The organism is Qipengyuania pelagi (genome assembly GCF_009827295.1).
Lineage (GTDB): Bacteria > Pseudomonadota > Alphaproteobacteria > Sphingomonadales > Sphingomonadaceae > Qipengyuania > Qipengyuania pelagi.
On sequence record NZ_WTYD01000001.1, the window covers coordinates 1,566,278 to 1,588,606 of the forward strand.

The following is a 22,329-nucleotide window of genomic DNA, read 5'->3' on the forward strand; positions in this document are numbered from 1 at the left end:
GATGGGGCCCGCGCGGATATAATCGCCTCCTTAACCATTTCCCGCTAAGGGTTTTGCGGCGCCGGACACCAGCCACACGCTCACATGGCCCAGGGGAGTTGAAAACGCGATAATGGCCGATGGGGAAACCCGCCTGCTGATGCTCATCGACGACGAGCCGGTGCAGAGCCGCCTCGTCGGCGCCCTCGCCGCGCGCGAGGGATGGCGCACGCTGGTCGCCGAAAGCGCGGAAGAGGCGCTGGCCAAGCTCGACACGCCCGAAGGCAGGCGGCTGGGTGCCGTGCTGCTCGACCAATGGGTGCCGGGCGACGATGCCTGCAATCTGATCCGCGAGATCAAGGCACGGCGGCCCACGCTGCCAGTGCTGATGATAACAGCCAGCACCTCGCCCCTGCTTGCCGTCGAGGCGATGCGCGCAGGCGCGACCGATTATCTTATCAAACCCGTCGCGGCAGAGCGCCTGCTGCTCGCCCTGCGCAGCGCGACCCGGCCCGAGCCGCCCCGTTTCGAATTGCAGCCGCTGGCCGAAAAGCTGGTCGGCACGCTCGACTTCGACACCATGGTGGGCACGGCCCCGCCGTTCCGCACCGCGCTCGCCAAGGCGGCGACCGCCGCACGCGGGCACGCCCATGTCCTGGTCGAAGGGGAGACGGGGACCGGCAAGGAGATGCTGCTGCGCGCCGTGCATTCCTCCAGCCCGCGCGCAAAGCTGGAAATGCGGGCCGTGCCGATCGGCGGCACATCGGCGGGATCGATCGAATCGCTTCTGTTCGGCCATGAGAAGGGCGCCTTTCCCGGTGCCTTCAACCGCCAGGTCGGCCTGTTCGAAAGCTGCGACGGCGGCACGCTGATCCTCGACGAAATCGACCGGCTCGATCCGCTGATCCAGGTCCGGCTCGCCGAAGTGCTCGAAACCGGGATCGTCCGCCCGACGGGATCGCAGCATGGCTTCCGCATCGATATCCGCATCCTCGCCGCCAGCGACCGCCCGCTCGCGCCGCTGGTGGAGGCAGGCGAGTTTTCAGCCGACCTGTACGGACTTCTGAACGCGGCCCACATCCACCTTCCGCCCTTGCGCGAACGCGCAGGTGACATTCCCGCCCTGACCCGCTTCTTCCTGTCGCGCATCGGCCAGCAGCCGGGCCTGCGCCACCATTCCATCGCCGATAGCGGGCTGCACCTGCTCGAAGCCTATCACTGGCCGGGCAATGTGCGCCAGTTGCAGGCGGTCCTGTTCCGCGCCGCCGTCTTCTCCGAGCAGGAGGCGCTGACGGCGGAAAGCTTCCCGCAGCTGTCCGAACTGCTCGGCGACATGGAGGATCGGACCGAAAGTCGCCAGCGCGGGCTCGGCGTCATGCTCTACACCGATGACGGCAATCTGCGCCCGCTGGAAGATATCGAGGCCGACGTGATCCGCCTCGCTATCGGCCATTATCGCGGACGGATGACCGAAGTCGCGCGGCGCCTCGGGATCGGACGTTCGACACTTTATCGCAAGCTTTCCGAACTCGGCATCGACAACGCGGCCTGAAATATCGTGCAAGGAAGCGCGGAACTCGCCCGCCAATCCCGCATTTCCCCTATCGAAGCTGACAATTCGAAATAGGGGCATTCTTGAATGGATATCGTTGACTGCATTCTCGCCGATCATGATCGCCAGCGTCGCTGGTTTGCCGCGCTCGACGAAGCGCGCGACGATCTCGAATCGGCCGGAAAGATTTTCAAGCGCCTGCGCGACCATCTCGAAGCCCATGCAATGGCGGAAGAAACCTATTTCTACCCCACCCTGCTGAAGCTCGGCAAAGGCGCGCTCGATTCCGACAGCGCCGACGAGACGACCGAGGACGCGATCGACGATCACAACAAGATCGCCAACGCCGCCGATGCCGCCCTCAACGAAGAGGTCGGATCGGACGCCTGGTGGGAATGCGTCGACAAGGCGAATTACCAGAACAGCGCGCATCTCTCCGAGGAGGAGCGCCAGGGCCTCACCGATTTCCGCCGCCGCGTTCCGCTGGAAGAGCGGATCAGGCTGGGTCTCAAATATCTCGCCTTCGAAGCCTCGCACGTCACCGATGTGGAGCGGAAGGAAAAGGACCCCGAGGCCTATATCGAGGCCAATCAGGGGGCCTGAGAACGGCCTGCCGCCCCTCTCCGTCGCTATCTGAGCGCATCCTGGGTCTCTAGCCTGTCGACTGGCGCGACCTACCGGGTTAGGGTCGGGAGATGACAGGACAGACCTTCGGCGGACGTACCGCTCTCGTTACCGGTGCAGCTTCCGGGATCGGCGCAGCCTGCGCGCGCTGGCTCGCCGAAAACGGCTGCTCGCGCCTGGTGCTGGTCGATCGTGACGCGGAAGGCCTCGATAAACTCGACCTCCATTGCACGGTCGAAAACAGGGTCGGCGATATCGCGGACGAGCAATTCTGGGACGATCTCGCACCCGCCCTCGAGGGGCTCGACCATGCGGTCCTCAATGCCGGTATCGGCGTGGGCGGGCAGATCGCCGATCATTCCTTCGAGGAATGGCGGCGCGGCATGGCCGTCAATCTCGACGGAGCGTTCCTGTCGCTGAGGGCGGTTCTGCGCGCAATGCGCGAGAAAGAGGCCAGCGACGGGCGGCGCGGCAGCGTGGTCCTCACCGCATCGATCACGGGCGTCAAAGCGGTGCCGGGGATCGGAAGCTACGGCGTGGCCAAGGCGGGTGTCGCCCACATGGCGCGCATCGCCGCCGCCGAACAGACCAGCCAAGGCATCCGCATCAACGCGGTGGCACCCGGCGGTGTCGATACTGCGATCTGGGACAGCTCGCAGGATTTTCGCGCCGGTGTCGCCGCGCATGGCCGCGATGCAACGCTCGCCGCCATGGCCGCAACCACGCCGCGCGGCCGCTTCGCCACGCCGGACGAGATCGCGGGCGAGATCGGCTTCCTCTTGAGCGATGCGGCCAGCAACATTACCGGCGCGGTGCTGGTCACCGATGGCGGCTATTCGCTGTAACGACCCCGCTTAGCGCGCGGTCCAGTTCACCGTCCGCTCTGCCCGCACCTCGCCCTTATTGCCCAGCAGGCGCAGGGTCAGCGCCTTGGCGCCCCAGTCGATATCGACCGTCCCGAAATTCTCTTCCGAGATGAAATCGGTCACGCGCTTGGGATCGGGCTCGCGCGCGGTGTTGCTGGCGGTATCGTTGAAGGCGAGGTTGAGCGAGGAACTGGTCAGCTCCCACATCGTCTCACCGCCCACCTGTTCGCGGTAGATGCCGCCCGCATGGCGATCGCCCGACAGGAGCAGGACCCCGCCCCCGGCCCGCTGGCCGAGCATTTCGTAGAGCCTTGCGCGTTCCTGCGGCATGGTTTCCCACGCCTCGTAATCATGCGCGTCGGTGATGACCTGGATCGAGGACACGACAAGGCGCAGATCGGCGGGCTTTGCCAGTTCCTGCCGCAACCACGCCCACTGCTCGGCGCCGAGCATCGTCACATCCGGCCCGGTATTGGCGCGCGAATACGGCCCCAGCGGCGGGCGATCCTCGCTATAAGGGCCGCGATCGAGATCGGAGCGGAAGAAACGCGTGTCGAGCAGGATCACCTGCACGCGCTTGCCCGGCTCGGTTCCGATCGTGCGGCTTTCGTACACGCCGGGGCGCGACCGCACCTGCGCGCTCGAATCCCAGAACGTCTCGTAAATCTTTTCCGACAGGAGCTTGAAGGCGAAGCTCGCTCCGCCATCGTTGAAGCCGTAATCGTGATCGTCCCAGGTCGTCAGCATCGGGATCTCGCCACGGAAGCGCGCGAATTCGGGATGGCTCGCCTGTTCGGCGTAGCTGCTGCGCAGATCGGTCAGGCCCGATCCGCCGTTCCAGCGCTGATCGCCATAGACATTGTCCCCGATCAGCATGAACATCTGCGGGTCCTTCGCCGCGATCTGCGCCCACATATGCTGGCTGCGCGACTGGTGGTTGCAGCTGCCGAAAGCGAAGCGGGTGAGCGTGATCGTCTCGTCCAGCGGTCTGCCCTGCGGAGCGCGCGGCAGGGCCACATCGCCCGCCATCGCGGCGTTATAGGCGGCGAAGGGCGCGCTGGTCGGCGCGGTGTCGAGGGCGTCGGCGGAAACGGTCGTGCAGGCGGCGGCGCTCAGCGCGAGGAGGCTGGCGGAAAGCAGGCGGCGGATCATCGGGTCACTCCTGATACTCGTCCCAATCATGCGGTGGGGATATTACGCGGGCAAGTCGCTGAAATCGGTAAGGGCCGCATCGCGCAATCCCCGCCAGACATTGCGGGCCTGCACGGTCTCGAACACGTCATGGACGCGCAGCAGCTGGACGCCCGCGCGCATCCCTTCGAGCGCCAGCGCCACGCTGCCGCCGAGCCTCTGTTCGACAGGGGCCTCGTTCGACAGGGCGCCGATCGTGCGCTTTCGGCTGGCCCCCAGAAGCAGCGGCTGGCCCAGCGCGTGGAACAGCGGCAGCGCGTTGATCAGCGCGAGATTGTCGGACAGCGACTTGCCGAACCCGATGCCGGGATCGAGAATGATCCGGCTGCGCGCGATCCCTGCCGCAAGCGCGACGTCGCGCCGTTCGCGCAGCGCATCGAACACGTCGAACACCACATTGTCATAGCCTGATGCCCCGTGCAGATCGTCGCCCCCCGCACCGGGCGCGTGCATCAGGACGACCGGACAGGCCGCATGGGCGACGACCTCGCGGCTGCGCCGGTCATGCGCGAGGCCGGACACGTCGTTGACCATGCCTGCCCCCGCAGCGAGCGCCGCTTCCATCACCGCAGCCTTGCGCGTGTCGATACTGACCGCAGCGCCCATCGCGGCACAGGCGCGGACGGCGGGCAGGACCCGCTCGATCTCGTCCCCCTCCCACAAAGTGCTCGCACCGGGGCGCGTGCTTTCCCCGCCGATATCGATGATGGCGGCCCCTGCCTCGACCATGGCGGCGGCGTGTTCGCGGCCAGCCTCGGCATCGGTCAGAAAACGGCCGCCGTCCGAGAAACTGTCGGGCGTGACGTTGAGAATGCCCATGATCTGGGGCTGGTCGAGCCGGACGGTGCGCGTCCCGATGGTCAGCGGGGCGTGAGCCAGGGTCAGGTCCGACCATTGCGACAGGGCGTCGGCGCCGACCGTCTCGGGCAGCTGCCCAAGCGTTTCGGACATCGTATCAGGCGAGGCGAGCCAGCGTTCGATTATCTTGCCGTCACGTCGCAGGATCACGGCGAATCGGCTGGCATAGACCATGCCGCCCGCCAGCCGGATCGCATTGCCGTGTTCGGACTGCAGCCCTGGGACGAGCCCGATGGGGCGAATATAGACCCGATCGGTCATACGGGCACCTTGCGAGGTTCGATGGCGACTGATCGGCTTCGCGGCGGGAGCGGTAAGGCAGACATATCCGATCGCTAGCGAAAACCGCGCCGGTAGAACAGCGCCAAGCGGCTCGCCCGAATGGGCCAAACGGGAACCCCGGATGCGCGCCGACCATTCCCCCGCAAGACGCGCCCATCCCGCTGCGACCCCCATCCCGCTGCGACCAAGGAATCCGATGCCCCATACTCTCACGCTCCAATCCATCCGGCCGATCACGCACAACGTCCACGAGCTGACCTTCGAGCGCCCCCAAGGCTATGCGTTCGATCCCGGTCAGGCGACCGATTTCGCCCTCGATCGCGATGGGTGGCGGGACGAGAAACGGCCCTTCACCTTCACCTCCCTCCCCGATGCGGAGCACCTCCAGTTCACGATCAAATCCTACCCCTCGCATGACGGCGTCACCGAACAGATCGGGCAGATGACGGGCGGCGAGACAGTCCTGATCGAGGATGCCTGGGGCGCGATTTCGGACCATGGGCCGGGCACGATCATCGCGGGCGGCGCGGGGCTCACCCCGTTCCTCTCGATCCTGCGCGCACGCCAGCAGGAGCATGGCAATCTAGACGGCTATCGCCTGATCTTCGCCAATTCCTGCGAAAAGGACATCATCCTGCGCGAGGAGCTGGAGCGGATGCCCGGCCTCAAGCTCGACCTCGTCCTCAGCGACGAGGATGGCGAAGGCATATATCACGGCCAGGTCGATGCGGACTATCTCGATCAGTCCGATCTCGATTTCAGCCAACTCTTCTATCTCTGCGGGCCGCCGGCGATGCAGGAAGATGTCAGCACGCTGTTGAAGGCACGCGGCGTCGCGGACGATCGATTGGTGCACGAGGACTGGTGAGCGACCGTCCCGCATGGCCCGGAACCCGGCTTATTCGCTATGCGGTCCGGCCGAATAGGCGTCCTTGTCGAGAGCGTAGAACGCGACATCGCACACGCCCTTGTGCGTCACCTCGAAAGCGGGACGCAACGCTTCGCGCCTGAAGCCGAGCCGTTCGAGGATGCGGATCGAGGCGAGGTTCTCGGCGTCCACCTCCGCAGTCGCCAGGCGCGCGCCGCGATCGTGGAAGAGATAGCTGAGCACGGCACGCGTGCATTCGGAGGCGATCCCCTCTCTCTGACGATCAGCACAGGTGATGTAGCCGATCTCGAATACCCCGCCCTCGTCCTGCGGGACGGCGACGATTCGTCCGACCACCTCTCCCGCACCGTCGACGGCGATCCAGGTCAGTCCCGGCCATGACGGGTCGGCAAGCCAGCCCCACAATTCCTCTTCGGAGCCGAATTTGCCGCGTGAGAGATAAAGGCACTGCGCATCGTCGCCCAAGGTCGGCAGCAGCGCGGCCGCGTCGTCACGCCGCAACCGCCTGAGAGTGAAGCGCGCGGTCGACAGGGTCGGTACGTCGGCGCCTGCGGGGCGGGATGTCGGATCGCTCCTCATGCGGGATTCTCTTGGCGTTCAATCCTCGGCGGCGAGAAGATAGAGCTGGCGCGCCGCGTCGATCGGCTTGACCTCGCCACCGGTCTCGTAATGCCAGAAGGTCCAGCCATTGCAGCTGGGCGCGCCTTGCAGATCCTTGCCGAGGCCGTGGATGCTGCCCGTCTGTTTCGCGTGAGCCAGCGAGCCGTCGGCGCGCACCGTGGCGGTCCAGCGGCGCTTCTTGTCGAACACCTGCGTGCCCGGCGGGACCAGTCCGTTCTCGACCAGCGCGCCGAACGCCACCTTGGGCGCGGCGCGCCCCGCCTGCATGGTGGTGAGCGCGCTTTCGTCGAGCGGCAGCTCCTTCGCGATCCGGGCCAGCGCGGCATCGCGATAGACGCCCTCGCGCTCGCACCCGATCCATTCGCGGCCCAGCCGCTTGGCGACGGCGCCCGTGGTGCCGGTGCCGAAGAACGGGTCGAGGACAACGTCGCCCTTCTCGGTCGTCGATAACAGCACGCGATAGAGCAGCGCTTCGGGCTTCTGGGTCGGGTGGACCTTGTGCCCGCCCTCCTTCAATCTTTCGCCTCCATTGCAGATCGGCAGCACCCAGTCGCTGCGCATCTGAAGCTCGTCGTTCAGCGTCTTCATCGCGCGATAGTTGAAGTGGTATTTCGCCTTTTCGCCCTGCGAACACCACAGCAGGGTTTCATGGGCATTGGTGAAGCGCGTGCCGCGAAAGTTCGGCATCGGATTGGATTTGCGCCAGACGATATCGTTCAAAATCCAGAACCCCAGATCCTGAAGGATCGCGCCGACGCGATAGATATTGTGATAGCTGCCGATGACCCACAGGCCCCCGTCGGGCTTCAGGATGCGCTTGCACTCCGTCAGCCAGGCCCTTGTGAAATCGTCGTAAGTCAGGAAGCTTTCGAAGCGGTCCCATTCATCGGTAACCGCGTCGACATGGCTGCCGTCAGGCCGGTTGAGATCGCCACCGAGCTGAAGGTTGTAGGGTGGATCGGCGAAAACGAGATCGACGCTCGCATCGGGCAGTTCGCGCAGCCGCTCCACGCAATCGCCGTCGAGAATTTGTCCGATAGGGAGATCAAGCGCCTGTTTCGGTTTTAAAATCTGTTTCTCGCGCACACTCGCCCGCGCCCGCGTGGTCTCCAAGACCCCCATGCCGATCGTCCCTGTCCTTGGTAGTTATCCACAGGGTGAGTCCAATCGGACAAGAGGTCAAGCGCCAAGCGACGACCGGTTGGCGGCGCACCGAGATAGGTTCGCGCGGAACGAAAGGAGTCCGCGACTAGATATTGAGTCCCCACGTCTTTTCGCCCCACACCATGCTGCGGGTGTGGCGCGAAGGACTCGGTCTCGGACCGATCTAGATCGGGATTTTCAGGCGGCCGGAAGGTCGGGATCGACCCCGGTCAGCTCGACCGAGCGGTCCCACAAGCGCTTCGCCAGGGCCTCGTTCCTCGCCTTGGTGCTCGCGACCGCCCGGCCCGACCGCTTCCCGCTCATCTCGCGAAACCCGTAGGGTCCGTAATAATCGCCGCCCTCGGCTTCGGGATCGGTGGCGGCCTGGAGCGCGGGCAAAGCCCCGTCGGCGGCGGAATTCAACACCACTCCGACCAGCGATCCGAACACGCCGCCCAACATGCCGAGATGGCGGGTCAGCTCGGTCTGGGCGATGCCGGGGTGGCAGGCGATCGCGCTGACCGAAGAGCCCGAGGCGCGCAGCCGCCGGTCGAGTTCCTTGGCGAAAAGCAGGTTCGCCAGCTTGCTCTGCCCGTAGAACTGCGTCTTCGAATAGCCCTTCGCCGCATCGAGATTGTCGAAATCGATACCCGCGCCGCGATGCGCCAGGCTCGACTGGACGACCACCCGCCCGCCGCCATCCTGCGCCAGCTTGTGCAGCAGCAGGCTGGTAAAGGCGAAATGGCCGAGGTGATTGACCGCGAACTGCAATTCGCACCCGGCGGTGGCGGTGGACAGCGGCGGCATCATTACGCCCGCATTGTCGATCAGGAGATCGATCCGCTCCTCGTGCGAGGCTTCTTCCGCCGCCTGCCTGACCGACGCGATATTGGCGAGGTCGAGATGGAGGAAGGCGAGATCGGCGCGTTCCGGGCCGCTCCTGATATCCTCGATGGCTTCGTTCGCCTTGTCGGCATCGCGGCAGGCGAGGAGCACGCGCGCGCCTTTTCTGGCCAGCCCGCGTGCGATCTCGAGGCCGATCCCCGTATTCGCTCCGGTGACGATGGCCGTCCTGCCGGTCTGTTCGGGGATATCGGAATAGGCGAAACTCATGCGAACATCTCCAATTGCGCTACCGGAGCAAAGCTTCGCCGGTGATGCGGCGTGGCCCCGTATGTTCGCAATGCCTCGACATGCTCGCGCGTTCCGTAGCCCATATTGCGCTCCCACCCGTATTGGGGGTGGGTGAGCGCGGCTTCGCGCATGATCCGGTCGCGATATTCCTTGGCGAGGATCGAGGCGGCGGAGATGCAGCGCTCCTTCGCATCGCCCTTCACGATGGCGCGCGCTGGCCAGCGCCAGCCGGGCGCGCGGCCCTGCGGCGTCAGATTCCCGTCTATCAGAGCCTCTTCGATAGACTGCCCGAGCGCGGCTTCCGCTCGCGCCACGGCCTGTGTCATCGCCAGCATGGTCGCGCCGAAGATATTGAGCCGATCGATCGTCTCGACATCGACCACCGCGATCCCGAAAACGCAGCGCGCGCGGATGGTCGCCTCCAGCTTGGCGCGGGCAGAAGCGGTGAGCACCTTGCTGTCGGCCAGCCCCGCCGGACAGGGTTTGCACAGGATGACTGCGGCGGCCACCACCGGACCAGCGAGGGGACCGCGCCCCGCCTCGTCCACGCCAGCGACCAATGGGCGGGAGCCAATTCCGCCTTGCGGCGTTCCCGATAGCATGACGACAAAACCCTTCCTTGCCGCCATTCTATCCTCAACCGCTCTCCTCGCAAGCTGTGGAAGCCCGACAGGCGGGGAAACCACCGCCCAATCGACCCCCGCGCCGACGATGGGCAACACGACTGCGACCCCGATGGGCGAGCCGCAGGTGACGGCTTTCGGGACCTATGACGAACCCTGGGCCGCCGCTTTCGCGCCCGGCACTTCGATGCTGTTCATCACCGAAAAACCGGGCACGATGAAATTCATCGATACCGAAACGCGGCGCACCGGCACGGTGACCGGGCTTCCGCGTGTTGATTACGGCGGCCAGGGTGGCCTCGGCGAAATCGCCTTTCTCGATAGCCAGCGCGCCGCCACGGTCGGCAGTCGCACGATCTATCTGAGCTGGGTCGAAGCCGGCGATAGCGACACGCGCGGTGCGGTGGTCGGGCGGGGAACGCTCAATTGCGGGACCGAGGACGCGAGCTGCAAGATCGAAGGTCTCGAGACGATCTGGCGCCAGACGCCCAAGGTGACCGGGCGCGGCCATTATTCGCACCGCATCGTTTTCAGCCCTGACGAACGCTATATGTTCGTGTCCAGCGGCGAGCGCCAGAAGGGAACGCCCGCGCAGGATACGTCGAACACGCTCGGCACCATCGTCCGCCTCAATCTCGACGGGACGGCGGCGGCGGGCAATCCTCTCGCCGCCCAAGGCTCGCCCAGCGACCAGATCTGGAGCTGGGGCCATCGCAACATCCTGGCGATGGATTTCGATGCGGAGGGCCGCTTGTGGGAGATCGAACACGGGCCTGCGGGCGGTGACGAGCTGAACCTCGTCCAGAAGGGCGGCAATTACGGCTGGCCCACCCGATCGTTCGGGGACGAGTATAACGGCACCCCCATTCCCGACCACACCGCCGATGATGGCTTCATCAAGCCGGTCATCGACTGGACGCCGGTGATCGCCTCGGGCAATTTCTTCATCTATGATGGCGACCTGTTCGCTCCGTGGCGTGGCCAGGGCATCATCGCCGGGCTGAAGACCCAGGCGCTGATCCGCATCGCCTTCGACGGCGACACGGCGCGCGAAGTCGGACGGGTTCCGATGGGCGAGCGCATTCGTCAGGTGGTCCAAGGCCCCGATGGTGCGATCTGGGCACTTGAGGACGGCGAAGGCGGACGCCTGCTGAAGCTGACGCCGGGTTGATTGCCGTTCCATAGGCGGAGCATGGCTTGCGGGAGCGAAAGCCGCTTTTGATCGACAGGGCCACTGCGCCCGATTAAGCGCCGCGGCCCATGGCCAGTACGACCTCCTCGCCCCTACCCACGATAGTGCCGCTCGGCGCCGTCGACCCGCATCTGGTCGAGGAGCTGCTCGATGCGGCCTTCGGCGAGGGACGCCAGGCGCGCACCGCCTATCGCATTCGCGAAGGGATGGGCTGGCTTCCGGGCCTGAGCTTCGCCGCGCTGGACGACGAGGACTATCTCGTCGCGACGATCCAGCTCTGGCCCGTCGCGCTCACCGATCCCGACAGGCGCGCGCATCCGTTGCTGATGGTTGGCCCGGTGGCGGTGATGCCGGGGCGTCAGGGCGAAGGGTTCGGCAAGGCGCTGATGGCGACCAGCCTCGCCGCGGCGGACCAGCTTGGGGGCGCATCCGCCCTGCCCCAGATGCTGATCGGCGATTTCGACTATTACAGCCAATGGGATTTCTCCGCCGCGCATACGGGCGGGTGGCGCTGCCCCGGACCGTGGGAGCGTGAGCGCCTGCTCGCCCGCACGGCCAATGCGGCGGTCCTCCCGCGCGAGGGAATGCTGGGGCCGTGGATCGGCTGATCTGATCGGTTGATCCAGTCTGGCGGTTTCGATCCGTCCGTGCAGGATTGTCTCGCCCGCCCGCATCTGCCAACGCCGCGTCCATGGTCTACACTCCGCCACCCGAACTCGCCGGTCTCAGCCTCGCGCAGATCGCCGAACAGGTCGAAGCCCGCAAACTGCCCCCGGTCGAACGCTGGACGCCGCAGGAAGAAGGCGAGAGCGGGATGCGCATCGCCGCGGACGGGATCTGGTATCACGATGGCAGCCCGATCAGGCGCGGCGCGATGGTGCGCGCCTTTTCGGGGCTGCTGACACGGGACGGAGACGGGGCATACTGGCTGGTCACGCCGTTCCAGAAGCTGCGTATCGAAGTCGAGGACGCCTGTTTCATTGCCACCGATTGCCGCCTGGTCGAGGACGGGATCGCCTTCCGGCTCAACACCGACGATCTGGTCGTGGCCGGGCCGGATCATCCGCTGCGCGCGGCGGGCGATCCCGATGCGCCCGCGCTCTATGTCCATGTCCGGCGCGGCTGCGAGGCGCGGCTCAACCGTTCGACCTACGAACAGCTCGCCGAGATCGCGCTGGCGCGGGGCGATGACTGGACTGTCGCGAGCGGCGGCGAAACCTATTCGCTGCTTCCCGCCGCGCAGGGATGAGCGATCTCTTCGACCGCCTCCTTCGCCTGTTCGAGGCGGGTCACGCGCGCGATGTGCCCGATTTGATGAGCGATGCGCGCTTCGCCGATGCGGCGCGGACGGCGGATGCCGCCGTGCTCATCGCGGTGACGGATCGGCCCACCGGCCTCATGCAGCGAAGCGATAGGCCAGAACAAAACGGCCTCATGCAGCGAAGCGATAGGCCGAGCTACGACGGGCCGGGCGTCATCCTGACCCAGCGCCCGACGACCATGCGCGATCACCCCGGCCAGGTCGCCTTTCCCGGCGGCAAGCTGGAACCGGGCGAGGATGCGGTCAGTGCCGCCTTGCGCGAGGCGCAAGAGGAATTGGCGCTCGACCCTGAGTCCGTCCGGTTGATCGGCACCACCGATCACTACAAGACCGGGACCGGCTTCGACATAACCCCCGTGCTCGGCGTGATCGCGCCCGACCTGCCCCTGCGCGCCGATCCGCGCGAGGTCGAAAGCTGGTTCGAAGCGCCGCTGTCGCTGGTGATGGATGCGGATAATTGGACTCGCAACGAGGTGTTCTGGAAAGGCGCGATGCGGCCCTATCTCGAACTCGATTATCAGGGCTATCGCATCTGGGGCGTGACGGCGGCGATCTGCTACAATCTCTCGCGCCGCCTTCAATGGATGGAGGCGACGCGATGACCGTTCTGCCCGAAGCCGACTGGACCCGGCGCGCTGATCTGGCCCTGCTTGCCGAAACGCTCGGACCCGATTTCATGCGCTGGGTCGGCGGGGCGGTGCGCGACACCCTGCTCGATATCCCGGTGGCCGATGTCGATTGCGCGACGCTGCACCGGCCCGAAAAGGTGATCGATCTGTGCCGTGCGGCAGGCATCCGCACCGTCCCGACGGGCATCGACCACGGCACGGTGACCGCCATCCTTGACGAGGGGCCGGTCGAAATCACCACGCTGCGCCGCGACGTCAGCACCGATGGCCGCCGCGCGACGGTCGCCTTCGCGGACAATTGGCGCGAGGATGCGGCACGGCGCGATTTCACGATCAATGCGCTCTACGCTCATCCTAAGACGCTGGAGATCACCGATTTCTTCGGCGGGCTCGACGATCTGGCGGCGCGCCGCGTCCGCTTCATCGGCGATGCGCGGACCCGTATCCGCGAGGATCACCTGCGCATCCTGCGCTATTTCCGCTTCCAGGCGCGGTTCGGTCGCGAGGTCGAGGACACGGCGCTTGCCGCCTGCACCGAGCTGGCGGAGACGTTGAAGGGAATCAGCCGCGAACGGGTGGCGATGGAATTGCTTGGCATCCTCGCTCTGCCCGACCCGGTGCCGACCGTGCGCCTGATGGAACAGGCAGGCGTGCTGCGCGTGATCCTGCCCGAGGCGCGCGCGGGCGAGATCGCGGCGCTGGACCGCTTGGTGGCGCAGGAGCGCGAATATGCGGTCGCGCCGGACGCGATCCGACGCCTCGCCGCGCTGCTTCCGCCGGTGCCCAGCCTTGCCGAGACGGTGGCCGCACGCCTCCGCCTGTCGAAGCAGCAGCGCGCCCGCCTCGCCTGCGCGGCGGCGCGCACCAAACAGGATGCGGAACTGCCCCGCGCCCTCGCCTATCACGAAGGATTGGCCTGCGCGCGCGACCGGCTGCTGCTCGCGGGTGCGTCGATCGCACCGCTCGACGGTTGGGAAGCACCCGATTTTCCCCTGAAGGGTGGGACGATCGTCGCGCGCGGCGTGGCGGCGGGCCCTGCGGTCGCGCGGATCATGCGCGCGGTGGAAGCCCGCTGGATCGCCGAGGACTTTCCCGGCGAGGCGCGGATCGAGGCGCTGCTGGCCGAGGAACTCGCCAGACAATAAGCCGCACTCCGCTCCTGATGACTGCTTCAGGCGAGCTTAATCGGGAAATCCTATAACGGCCCCACGGTTGCATTGCAGCGCAGCATCCGTTTACATGGTCGGGTTGCCCGTCGCGGCAGCCTCGCGGTGGCTTTCTGTCGAAGCGTTCGCGCGCCTCGTGCCGCCTTTCAAATTCCAGATCCCGTTTCGGGCGCGTTTCGCGTGTGGGGGGATCGTATAAAACACACCAATCGGAGTTTCCTTCATGAAAACCCTCGCATCCGCTCTCGCCCTCGCAGCCATGACGATCGCCACGCCGGCGCTCGCCAACGATCAGGTTGTCGCCGGGGCGACCGTCTACGGACCCGAAGGCAATCAGGTCGGCACGATCCTTCAGGTCGAAAACGGCCAGACCGTGCTCGACACGGGCACCCATCAGGTGCCGCTCGCCGTCGAGATGTACGGCGTGGGTGAAACCGGCCCCACCATCACGGTGACCAAGGTCCAGCTCGACACCATGATCGAACAGCAGATGGCCGCCGCCAATGCCGCGCGCGACGCCGCGCTGGTCGAAGGCGCCACGATCATGACCGCCGACAGTCAGACGCTGGGCACGGTCGGGACGATCGAGGGCGACAACGTTCTCGTGGTGCGCGCCGAAGATGCGGGCGAATTCACCGTGCCGCGCAATTACTTCGCCGCGGTCGAAGGCCAGCTCGTCGCGCGCCTGACCATGGCGCAGGTCGATGCCGCGCTGGCCGGTGCCGCCGGGGCGGATGGCGGCACGGGCGCCGCCGAATAATCCGACCCTTTCGGGATCGCGTTTGAACGCAAAGGAGGCCGGGAGCGCTGGGGGGGCGCTTCCGGCCTTTTTAATCCTCCCCCGCAGAGGGAGGAATAAGGCCCTATCCGAACCGGTTGTCGCGCGGGAAACCCTGTGGCGGCATCCGGCCCGCGCCGCCGCGCGCGACCTTCCATTGCCACATCTCGGTCTCGGTCCGGGTGCGGCCTTCCTTGCCGCCCATGGTCCAGCTGAGGCCGTCTTCGAGCTTGAAGGTGATCGCATCGGCCATCCCGCCATCGCGATAGCGTTGCAGCTGGACGCCCTGCCCACGCGCCAGTTCGGGCAGCTCCTCGAGATTGAAGACGACCAGCTTGCGATTGTCGCCCACCACCGCGACGTGATCGTCCTCGGGCGCGATCGGGCGCACGACCTGTAATTTCGCCTCGCCCTTCAGATTCACGACCTGCCGGCCCTTGCGTGTCTCGGCCAAGAGATCGTCCGTATTCGCGGCGAAGCCCTTGCCGGTGTCGGCGGCGAGCAGCAGGCGCTGTTTCGGCCGGTGGACGATCGCAGCCACGATCTGCGCCCCCGCATCGATGTCGAGCGTGTTCCTGACCGGCTCCCCGAAACCGCGCGCGCCGGGCAGTTTGTCCGCCCCGAGCGTGAAGAAGCGGCCCGTATCGGTGACCAGTAGCAGCTTGTCCGTGGTCTGCGCGTGCAGGACGAAACCCTGCGCATCGCCTTCCTTGTATTTGAACTCCTGATCGAGCGGCAGATGCCCCTTGGCGCCGCGCACCCAGCCTTTCTGCGAGAGGATTACCGTCACCGGCTCCTTCTCGATCATGGCCTCCATGCTGAATTCGACTGCAGGGGCAGCCTCCGCGATCAGCGTGCGCCGCGCGCCCAGCGCCGTGTCCGGCCCGTATTCCGCGCGCAGCTTGGCAAGATCGCGCTTCAGCCGCGTGCGCTGGCGAGCGGGCGAGCCGAGCAGCTTTTCCAGCTCGTCCTGCTCCTTCAGGAGATCGTCCTTCTCCTGCCGCAGCTCCATCTCTTCCAGCTTGCGCAGACTGCGCAGCCGCATGTTGAGGATCGCCTCGACCTGCCGTTCGGTGAGAGAGAACTCCTCCATCATCACCGCCTTGGGATCGTCCTCGTAACGGATGATCTCGATCACGCGGTCGAGATTGAGGAAGGCGACGATATAGCCTTCGACCAGCTCCAGCCGTTTCGCGATCTGGTCGAGCCGGTGGCGGCTCCTGCGCTGGAGGATGTCGATCTGGCTGGCGACCCAGTTCGACAGCAATTCCTTCAGCCCCATCACCATCGGCGTGCGCGTGGCGTCGAGCACGTTCAGATTGAGGCCGAAGCGCGTTTCGAGATCGGTGAGCTTGTAGAGGCTCTCCTTCAACAGCTCGGGATCGACATTGCGGCTGCGGGGGACGAAGACGATGCGGATGTTCTCGTCGCTCTCGTCGCGCACATCCTCCAGGATCGGCAGCTTGCGATCGGCGATGGCGGCGGCGATCTGTTCGATCAGCTTGCCCTTCTGCACCTGATACGGAATCTGATCGACAACGAGCTGCCATTGGCCGCCGCCCAGCCGCTCTATCCCCGCCTCGCGGTCGGCGGGCGCGGTCGCTTCGGACGAGTGGAAGCGTGCGCGCATACGGAAACTGCCACGCCCGGTCTCATAGGCGGCGGAGATGGTCTCCGCGCTGTCCACCACCAGCGCGCCGGTGGCGAAATCAGGCCCGTGGAACAGCTCCATCAGCCGCGCGTGCTCAATATGCGGATTGTCGATGAGTTCAAGCGTCGCGTCGACGATCTCGGTGACATTGTGGCTGGGAATGTTGGTCGCCATCCCCACCGCGATCCCGCTGGCCCCGTTGGCGAGGAGGTTGGGGAACAGGCCGGGAAAGATCTCCGGCTCGCGCTCTTCCCCGTTATAGGTCGGGATGAAATCGACCGTGCCCTCGTCCAGCCCCTCCATCAAGCGCAGTGCGGTCTTGGTCAGGCGCGCTTCGGTATAGCGATAGGCGGCGGCGTTATCGCCATCGATATTGCCGAAATTCCCCTGCCCCTCGACCAGCGGATAGCGCAGCGCGAAATCCTGCGCGAGGCGGACCATCGCATCGTAGACGCTCGCATCGCCGTGGGGGTGATACTTGCCGATCACGTCGCCGACCACGCGGGCGGATTTCTTGAACGCATCGGTCGGGTTCAGTTTCAGCTGCCGCATCGCCCATAGCAGGCGGCGGTGGACCGGCTTCAGCCCGTCACGCAGATCGGGCAGCGAGCGCGCGGTGATCGTGCTCAGCGCATAGACCAGATATCGCTCGCTCAGCGCGCTGTCGAAAGGTGCATCGACGATCGCGTCGAAGGGATCGGGTTCGTCCATCACAGTGGTATTGTCGGCAGCCATGCCGTTCACCCTATCACCGCCCCGGCTCGGCTAGAAGCGCGGAACGCCATGCTTTCCCCATGCGTAAGTCCGGTAACACGAACTCAATGGAGATACTCTCATGGCAAAACGCGTCCTCATCCTCGCCACCAATGGTTTCGAACAGTCGGAGCTGATGAAGCCCAAGGCCAATCTCGAAAAGGCGGGCATCGAAACCACCGTCGTCAGCCTCGAAAGCGGCGAGATCAAGGGTTGGGATACCGACGACTGGGGCGACAGCGTCAAGGTCGACAAGACGCTGGACGAAGTCAGCAGCTGCGAAGGCTATGATGCGCTCCTGCTGCCCGGCGGCCAGATCAATCCCGACCTTCTGCGCGTGGAAGACCGCGCCGTCGCTCTCGTCAAGGATTTCGCCATGTCCGGCAAGCCCATCGCCGCGATCTGCCACGCCCCGTGGCTGCTGATCGAAGCGGACATCGTCCAGGGCAAGACCGCGACCTGCTACACATCGATCCGCACCGATCTCAAGAATGCGGGTGCGAACGTGGTCGATCAGGAAGTCGCGATCGACGGCAATCTCATAACCAGCCGCAATCCGAACGACATCCCCGCCTTCAGCAAGGCGCTGATCGAAGCGGTCGGCGAAACGGTGGACGAAAAGGCGCTCGAAACCGCCTGATTATTCCGACCAGATATTTTTCGAGAACCCCGCCGCAGCGATGCGGCGGGGTTTTTTGTTCGCCAAATCCGCGCTCCTGCGACCTGTGTCTACGGTCCTACCAAATCGAGCCGCGTGGTCGATGCGACTTGTCTCGGAAACTTCGCTGCCGCCATTCATTGCCTCGCAGAGGGAGTAAGATGTCGGTTTTAAGTAAATACCTGTCCGTTATCGTTTGGGCTCTTGCTATGCTTGTGCTGGCAGTCCCGGCTTCAGCCCAGGCGCAGCGCGATATCGCGCAGGATTCCGCGCCCTTTGTCTACGAGGTCGAGCGGCTGGAGAATGGCGGGGGTGTGGGCGCTCCGCTCGATCTCGACACGCCGATGGGTCTCGTCGAAAGCTTCATGGCGGCGGGCGAGGCGGGGGAGTTCGAGCGGGCTTCCGCAGCGCTCGATTTCGCCAATATCGACACGTCCGCTCGCGCGATGTCGCGGCGCGATGTCACCTCCGCGCTTTACGACCTTCTCCATCGCTCGGTTGTGATCGACTGGGCAATCCTGCCCGACCGGCCCGATGCGGTCGATACGGAGACCAGCAGCAAGGATCCGATGGCAGGGACCGCCCGGCGCTCGGTGACACTGGCGCAAATCGAGTTGGATGGGCGGTCTATCCCAATCCGGCTTGCCCGTGAGCAGGCACCCGGTGGCGAGCCCGTCTGGTTGTTCAGCCGTCAGACGGTCGCGAACGTCCCTGCGCTTTATGCCGTGTACGGCCCGACCCGGTTCGAAAAATCGCTGCCCTCTGCTCTTCGTGAACAGGCGTTCTGGACGCTTGCCTGGTGGGAAGTGATCGCCCTTCCCCTGATTCTGCTGGCAGCCGCCCTTGCCGCGCTCCTGACCCATCTCGCGATACGTCGTTTCCGTGGCCGTTTTCGGGACGACGTCGTGGTGCATGGCGTCCTTCGCGCCATGCATCTCCCAGCGGTTCTGCTCGCCTTCGCCGCGAGCTTCGCGCTGGTGCGCGAAACGTTTTTCCGCCTATCGGGACCAGTCAAGGACCTGCTCGATCCGCTGCAACTGATCCTGATCATCGCTGCCTTTCTCGGCATCGTGCTCTCTATCATCGAGGCCATGTTCGAACTCGCGACCGACCGGCGCACTGATGCGCTGGAAGATCCCGACAATGGCGAGGACCGCGATTACTACACCAAACTGAGCGCGATACGGCGGATCGTGACCGCGCTCTCGATGCTCGCGGCGATCGGATTTCTCCTAGTCGCGAGCAATATCTCCAGCACGCTTGGCTTTTCGATCCTGGCGTCCGCCGGGGTCTTCGGCTTGGTCCTCGCTTTCGCCGGGCGCAAGCTGCTGGGTGATATCATGTCGAGCGTACAGATCGCCTTTGCCCAGACCGCGCGCATCGGCGATGCGGTGCAGTATGAAGGCCAATGGTGCTTCGTCGAGAAGATCGGCTTCACCCATCTGCGCCTGCGCACCTGGGACGAAAGGCGGGTGATCGCCCCGCTGAGCGACTTCACGAACAAGAGCTTCGAGAACTGGACCAAGCGCGACGCCAGCCTGATGATGCATGTCGAGCTTGAACTCGACAATCGCGCCGATGTCGAGAAGCTGCGCGGACCGTTCCGCGAATTCGTCGAACAGGACGAGGATGTGGTCGATCCCGAAGATGCCTCCTGCGAGGTCGTCGGGCAAACGGCGCGGGCGATGGTCGTGCGGTTCATGGCCCGGTCGAGCGATCCGAAATGCGGATGGAAGATGCATTGCCGCTTGCGCGAACGGATGCTGGGGGTCGCAGCCGGGCTCGATGCGGCAGCGGCAAACGAGCCTGTGCCTGCATACCTCCCCCGCGAACGCGAAGTCCGCATGGATCTCGCCCGGAAGGACGAAGGCGCCTGATCAGAATCGCCGCGCGTCGTGGCTTTCTTCGGGGATGCTCGCGGTCAGTCCCTCCATCGTCCGATCGAGCACGATCTGGCAGGACAGGCGGCTGGTGCGGCGTACGCCAGCGGCGAGGTCGAGCATGTCCTCCTCTTCCTCGCTCGCGGCCTCCAACCGATCGAACCATTCGGGATCGACCACGACATGGCAGGTCGAGCACGCCATCTGGCCTTCGCACGTTCCCTCCAGCGGCAGTCCGGCGGCCTGGGCTGCGCGCAGCATGGTGTCGCCGATCGCCCCCTCGACCTCCACCTCCGTGTCGTTCGCGCGGCGGAAGATCAGCCTGACCGTCTCGCTCATATGCCCTGCTCCTTCGCCGCTGCGTTGATCTTCGCCGCCGCCGTCTCGATCTCGTCCAGCGTGGTGTAGCGGCCCCAGCCCAAGCGGATCGAGGCCTTGGCCTTTTTCTGCGACAGGCCGATCGCTTCCAGCACATGGCTGGTACGGCCCGATCCGCTGGCGCAGGCGCTTCCGGCGCTGAACATGACGTCGCGACACTCGCTCATCAGCCGGTTCACGTCGAGCCCGCCCGCATTCTTGCCCGCCGGGCGGATATTCATATTCCCATGCCAGCGCGCCTCCGCGCTGCCGTTCAACTCCCAATCGGCAAAAAGCTCGCGCGCGCGGGTCCAGAGCTTGTCGACATGGTCCGCGTCCTGTTCCATCCGCTCCTTCGCTTCCTTCGCGGCGACGCCCATGCCCGCGATCAGCGCCGGGCTGAGCGTGCCCGAGCGGATGCCGTATTCCTGACCGCCCCCGGTCTGGACCTCGGCGATGTCGAGCCCCTCGCGCAGCCATAGGGCGCCGACGCCCTTGGGGCCGTGAAACTTGTGCGCGCTGATCGCGACCATGTCCGCGCCGGTCACTTCCATGCGACCATAGGCCTGCACCGCATCGCACAGATAGAGCGCGTTCGCGGATTTGGCCTTGCGGTGCCATTCGACCGTGGGCTGGATCGTGCCGATCTCGTTATTGACCTGCATCACGCAGACCAGCCGTGTATCGGCGGGCAGGTCCTGCTTGGTGTTGCACTGGCCGTTCTTCGCGACGTTCAATTCGTGGCAGTTCCCGACCGCGCGCGCCGTGTCGAGCACGGCGGCGTGTTCGATCGCGGAGACGGAGACGGTGCCGCCCGCGCCGCTGCCCCTGATGGCGAGATTGATCGCCTCGGTCGCGCCGCTGGTGAAGATCACGCGGCCACCGGCGGGGAACAGCGCCGCGACCCGCTCGCGCGCGACCTCGATCGCGGCCTTGGCCTGGCGGCCCATGCGGTGGGGGCTGTGCGGATTGCCGAAGCCGGAGCCGCCCGGCCCGTCGAGCCAGCGCAGCATCTCGTCCCGCGCCTCGGGCGCGAGCGGGGTGGTGGCCTGATAGTCGAGATAGATCATGCGCGTGCCATCTCTAACCACAGCTCGGCAAAGCGTTCCACCTCGGCGCGCGTGGTGTTCCAGCCGAGGCTGACCCGGATCGTGCTCGCGGCGATTTCCGGTTCGACTCCCATCGCGTCGAGCACGCGGCTGGTCTTCATCGTCCCGCTGGAACAGGCGGAGCCTTGCGAAACCGCAATCCCCGCCATGTCGAACCGCATCACCTGTGCGGTGGCGGACAGGTTCGGCATGGCGATGGCGCGGATATAGGGCGTGGGATCGGACAGGCGATCGGACAGCGGCGTGCCGCCAGCCAAGCGGCATTCGCTCTCGAAGGCGTCGAAAGCGCGGAGCACATCTTCGTCGAGATAGGACTCGGAGCAGGCCTCCAGCGCCGCCGCCATGCCGAGCGCACCGGGCAGGTTCTCGGTTCCGCGCCGATAGCCGCGCTCGTGCCCGCCTGAGGGCTCCAGCATGGCGAAGTCGCGCACCAGCAAGGCGCCGATCCCGATCGGTCCGCCGAATTTATGCGCTGCGATCATCGCCATGTCGCAATCGGGGATGGCGAGCTTTCCGGCTCCTTGCGCACAATCCGCGATCAGCAATCCGCCGACATCGGAAACCCGCTCATGGACCGGCTCCATCGCCTGCCGGTTGCCGGTTTCGGAATTGACCTGCTGCACCGCGACGACCGGATGATCGGTCCCGATCGTCTCGACGAGTACCGCGAGATCGAGTTGACCATCGGCAAGCACCGGCAGCAGGTCCGCATCGGGCGCAGCCTGCAAGACGCAATCGTGTTCAACCGCGCTGACGAACCTCCTGCCACCCTTCGCACGGGACAGGGCCAGCGCCGCCGCCTCGCTCGCGCCGCTGGTGAAGATCAGCTCGCCCGTCCAGCCCAGCGACGTCTTGATCCGCGCGCGCGCGTCTTCCAGCGCGGCGCGGGCCTTACGCCCTTCGCCATGGGGACTGGATGGATTGGCCCAGAGCTTGAACCCCTCCTCCATCGCGGCGCGCGCCTGCGGGCGCAGCGGGCTGGTAGCGGCGTGGTCGAGGTAAACCCGGTCGGATTGGGGGATGCTGATGGCGTCTGCTCGAAATAATTGCGATTTTGCGCGGCAACCCTATAT

Annotated in this window: 22 protein-coding genes; 12 read left to right on the forward strand and 10 right to left on the reverse strand. The window is 65.6% G+C overall.

Annotated features, from left to right (window positions below):
* The first annotated feature begins 112 nt into the window (after positions 1-112).
* From GRI47_RS07765 to GRI47_RS07775, 3 genes are all read left to right on the forward strand, one after another.
* Entirely contained in the window at positions 113-1,531 is a 1,419-nt protein-coding gene (locus GRI47_RS07765; RefSeq protein WP_160660706.1) for a sigma-54-dependent transcriptional regulator, read from the forward strand.
* 87 nt (positions 1,532-1,618) lie between these two features.
* A complete protein-coding gene (locus GRI47_RS07770; RefSeq protein ID WP_160660707.1) occupies positions 1,619-2,134 on the forward strand; it encodes a hemerythrin domain-containing protein in 516 nt (171 codons plus the stop codon).
* A gap of 92 nt (positions 2,135-2,226) precedes the next feature.
* Positions 2,227-3,000, forward strand: coding sequence for an SDR family NAD(P)-dependent oxidoreductase (locus GRI47_RS07775; protein ID WP_160660708.1), 774 nt, complete (start codon positions 2,227-2,229; stop codon positions 2,998-3,000).
* Positions 3,001-3,009: 9 nt separating this feature from the next.
* On the opposite strand, the gene GRI47_RS07780 is transcribed toward GRI47_RS07775, so the two are convergent.
* Positions 3,010-4,173 (reverse strand): alkaline phosphatase D family protein, encoded by a 1,164-nt coding sequence (locus GRI47_RS07780; RefSeq protein ID WP_237452645.1) that lies wholly within the window; start codon positions 4,171-4,173, stop codon positions 3,010-3,012.
* Between the two features lie 42 nt (positions 4,174-4,215).
* On the reverse strand, positions 4,216-5,331 hold the full coding sequence (gene folP / locus GRI47_RS07785) for a dihydropteroate synthase (protein ID WP_160660710.1): 1,116 nt from the start codon (positions 5,329-5,331) through the stop codon (positions 4,216-4,218).
* A 217-nt stretch (positions 5,332-5,548) separates the two neighbouring features.
* On the opposite strand from folP, the gene GRI47_RS07790 reads away from it, so the two are divergent.
* Positions 5,549-6,220: a ferredoxin reductase domain-containing protein gene (locus GRI47_RS07790; RefSeq protein WP_160660711.1), complete on the forward strand. Its 672-nt coding sequence runs from the start codon at positions 5,549-5,551 to the stop codon at positions 6,218-6,220.
* A 30-nt stretch (positions 6,221-6,250) separates the two neighbouring features.
* On the opposite strand, the gene GRI47_RS07795 is transcribed toward GRI47_RS07790, so the two are convergent.
* The 4 genes from GRI47_RS07795 to GRI47_RS07810 form a co-directional block, all read right to left on the reverse strand.
* The gene (locus GRI47_RS07795; RefSeq protein ID WP_160660712.1) at positions 6,251-6,820 is read right to left on the reverse strand and encodes a GNAT family N-acetyltransferase; all 570 of its coding nucleotides are present in this window, start codon (positions 6,818-6,820) and stop codon (positions 6,251-6,253) included.
* 18 nt (positions 6,821-6,838) lie between these two features.
* Positions 6,839-7,984, reverse strand: a complete 1,146-nt coding sequence (locus GRI47_RS07800) for a site-specific DNA-methyltransferase (RefSeq protein WP_160660713.1) — start codon at positions 7,982-7,984, stop codon at positions 6,839-6,841.
* 219 nt (positions 7,985-8,203) lie between these two features.
* Positions 8,204-9,118 (reverse strand): oxidoreductase, encoded by a 915-nt coding sequence (locus GRI47_RS07805; RefSeq protein ID WP_160660714.1) that lies wholly within the window; start codon positions 9,116-9,118, stop codon positions 8,204-8,206.
* Positions 9,115-9,741 carry a ribonuclease HII gene (locus GRI47_RS07810; RefSeq protein ID WP_160661369.1) on the reverse strand — a complete coding sequence of 209 codons (627 nt, stop codon included), beginning with the start codon at positions 9,739-9,741 and terminating at the stop codon, positions 9,115-9,117. The genes GRI47_RS07805 and GRI47_RS07810 overlap by 4 nt, the downstream gene beginning before the upstream one ends.
* On the opposite strand from GRI47_RS07810, the gene GRI47_RS07815 reads away from it, so the two are divergent.
* From GRI47_RS07815 to GRI47_RS07840, 6 genes are all read left to right on the forward strand, one after another.
* Entirely contained in the window at positions 9,740-10,933 is a 1,194-nt protein-coding gene (locus GRI47_RS07815) for a PQQ-dependent sugar dehydrogenase (protein WP_160660715.1), read from the forward strand. The two genes, GRI47_RS07810 and GRI47_RS07815, sit on opposite strands and share 2 nt — an antisense overlap.
* Positions 10,934-11,022: 89 nt before the next feature.
* Entirely contained in the window at positions 11,023-11,562 is a 540-nt protein-coding gene (locus tag GRI47_RS07820; RefSeq protein WP_160660716.1) for a GNAT family N-acetyltransferase, read from the forward strand.
* Between the two features lie 83 nt (positions 11,563-11,645).
* Positions 11,646-12,203: a DUF1285 domain-containing protein gene (locus GRI47_RS07825; RefSeq protein ID WP_160660717.1), complete on the forward strand. Its 558-nt coding sequence runs from the start codon at positions 11,646-11,648 to the stop codon at positions 12,201-12,203.
* Positions 12,200-12,877, forward strand: a complete 678-nt coding sequence (locus GRI47_RS07830) for an NUDIX hydrolase (protein WP_160660718.1) — start codon at positions 12,200-12,202, stop codon at positions 12,875-12,877. The genes GRI47_RS07825 and GRI47_RS07830 overlap by 4 nt, the downstream gene beginning before the upstream one ends.
* Entirely contained in the window at positions 12,874-14,049 is a 1,176-nt protein-coding gene (locus GRI47_RS07835; RefSeq protein ID WP_160660719.1) for a CCA tRNA nucleotidyltransferase, read from the forward strand. Before GRI47_RS07830 ends, GRI47_RS07835 begins: the two co-directional genes overlap by 4 nt.
* A gap of 244 nt (positions 14,050-14,293) precedes the next feature.
* Complete coding sequence (locus GRI47_RS07840; RefSeq protein WP_160660720.1) at positions 14,294-14,830, forward strand: hypothetical protein; 537 nt, start codon at positions 14,294-14,296, stop codon at positions 14,828-14,830.
* Between the two features lie 103 nt (positions 14,831-14,933).
* Here GRI47_RS07840 and parC read toward each other — a convergent pair whose 3' ends face one another.
* Positions 14,934-17,234 (reverse strand): DNA topoisomerase IV subunit A, encoded by a 2,301-nt coding sequence (gene parC / locus GRI47_RS07845; protein ID WP_160660721.1) that lies wholly within the window; start codon positions 17,232-17,234, stop codon positions 14,934-14,936.
* Between the two features lie 100 nt (positions 17,235-17,334).
* On the opposite strand from parC, the gene GRI47_RS07850 reads away from it, so the two are divergent.
* Together GRI47_RS07850 and GRI47_RS07855 are read left to right on the forward strand one after the other, a co-directional pair.
* A complete protein-coding gene (locus GRI47_RS07850; RefSeq protein ID WP_160660722.1) occupies positions 17,335-17,892 on the forward strand; it encodes a type 1 glutamine amidotransferase domain-containing protein in 558 nt (185 codons plus the stop codon).
* Positions 17,893-18,119: 227 nt separating this feature from the next.
* Positions 18,120-19,787: a mechanosensitive ion channel family protein gene (locus tag GRI47_RS07855; RefSeq protein WP_237452646.1), complete on the forward strand. Its 1,668-nt coding sequence runs from the start codon at positions 18,120-18,122 to the stop codon at positions 19,785-19,787.
* Here the strand turns inward: GRI47_RS07855 and GRI47_RS07860 are convergent, their stop codons facing one another.
* From GRI47_RS07860 to GRI47_RS07870, 3 genes are read right to left on the reverse strand one after another with little or no spacing between them, the layout of a single operon-like run.
* Positions 19,788-20,129 carry a 2Fe-2S iron-sulfur cluster-binding protein gene (locus tag GRI47_RS07860; protein WP_160660724.1) on the reverse strand — a complete coding sequence of 114 codons (342 nt, stop codon included), beginning with the start codon at positions 20,127-20,129 and terminating at the stop codon, positions 19,788-19,790.
* Positions 20,126-21,217 carry a cysteine desulfurase family protein gene (locus GRI47_RS07865; protein WP_160660725.1) on the reverse strand — a complete coding sequence of 364 codons (1,092 nt, stop codon included), beginning with the start codon at positions 21,215-21,217 and terminating at the stop codon, positions 20,126-20,128. The genes GRI47_RS07860 and GRI47_RS07865 overlap by 4 nt, the downstream gene beginning before the upstream one ends.
* The gene (locus GRI47_RS07870) at positions 21,214-22,206 is read right to left on the reverse strand and encodes a cysteine desulfurase family protein (RefSeq protein ID WP_237452647.1); all 993 of its coding nucleotides are present in this window, start codon (positions 22,204-22,206) and stop codon (positions 21,214-21,216) included. Before GRI47_RS07870 ends, GRI47_RS07865 begins: the two co-directional genes overlap by 4 nt.
* Between the last annotated feature and the right edge of the window lie 123 nt (positions 22,207-22,329).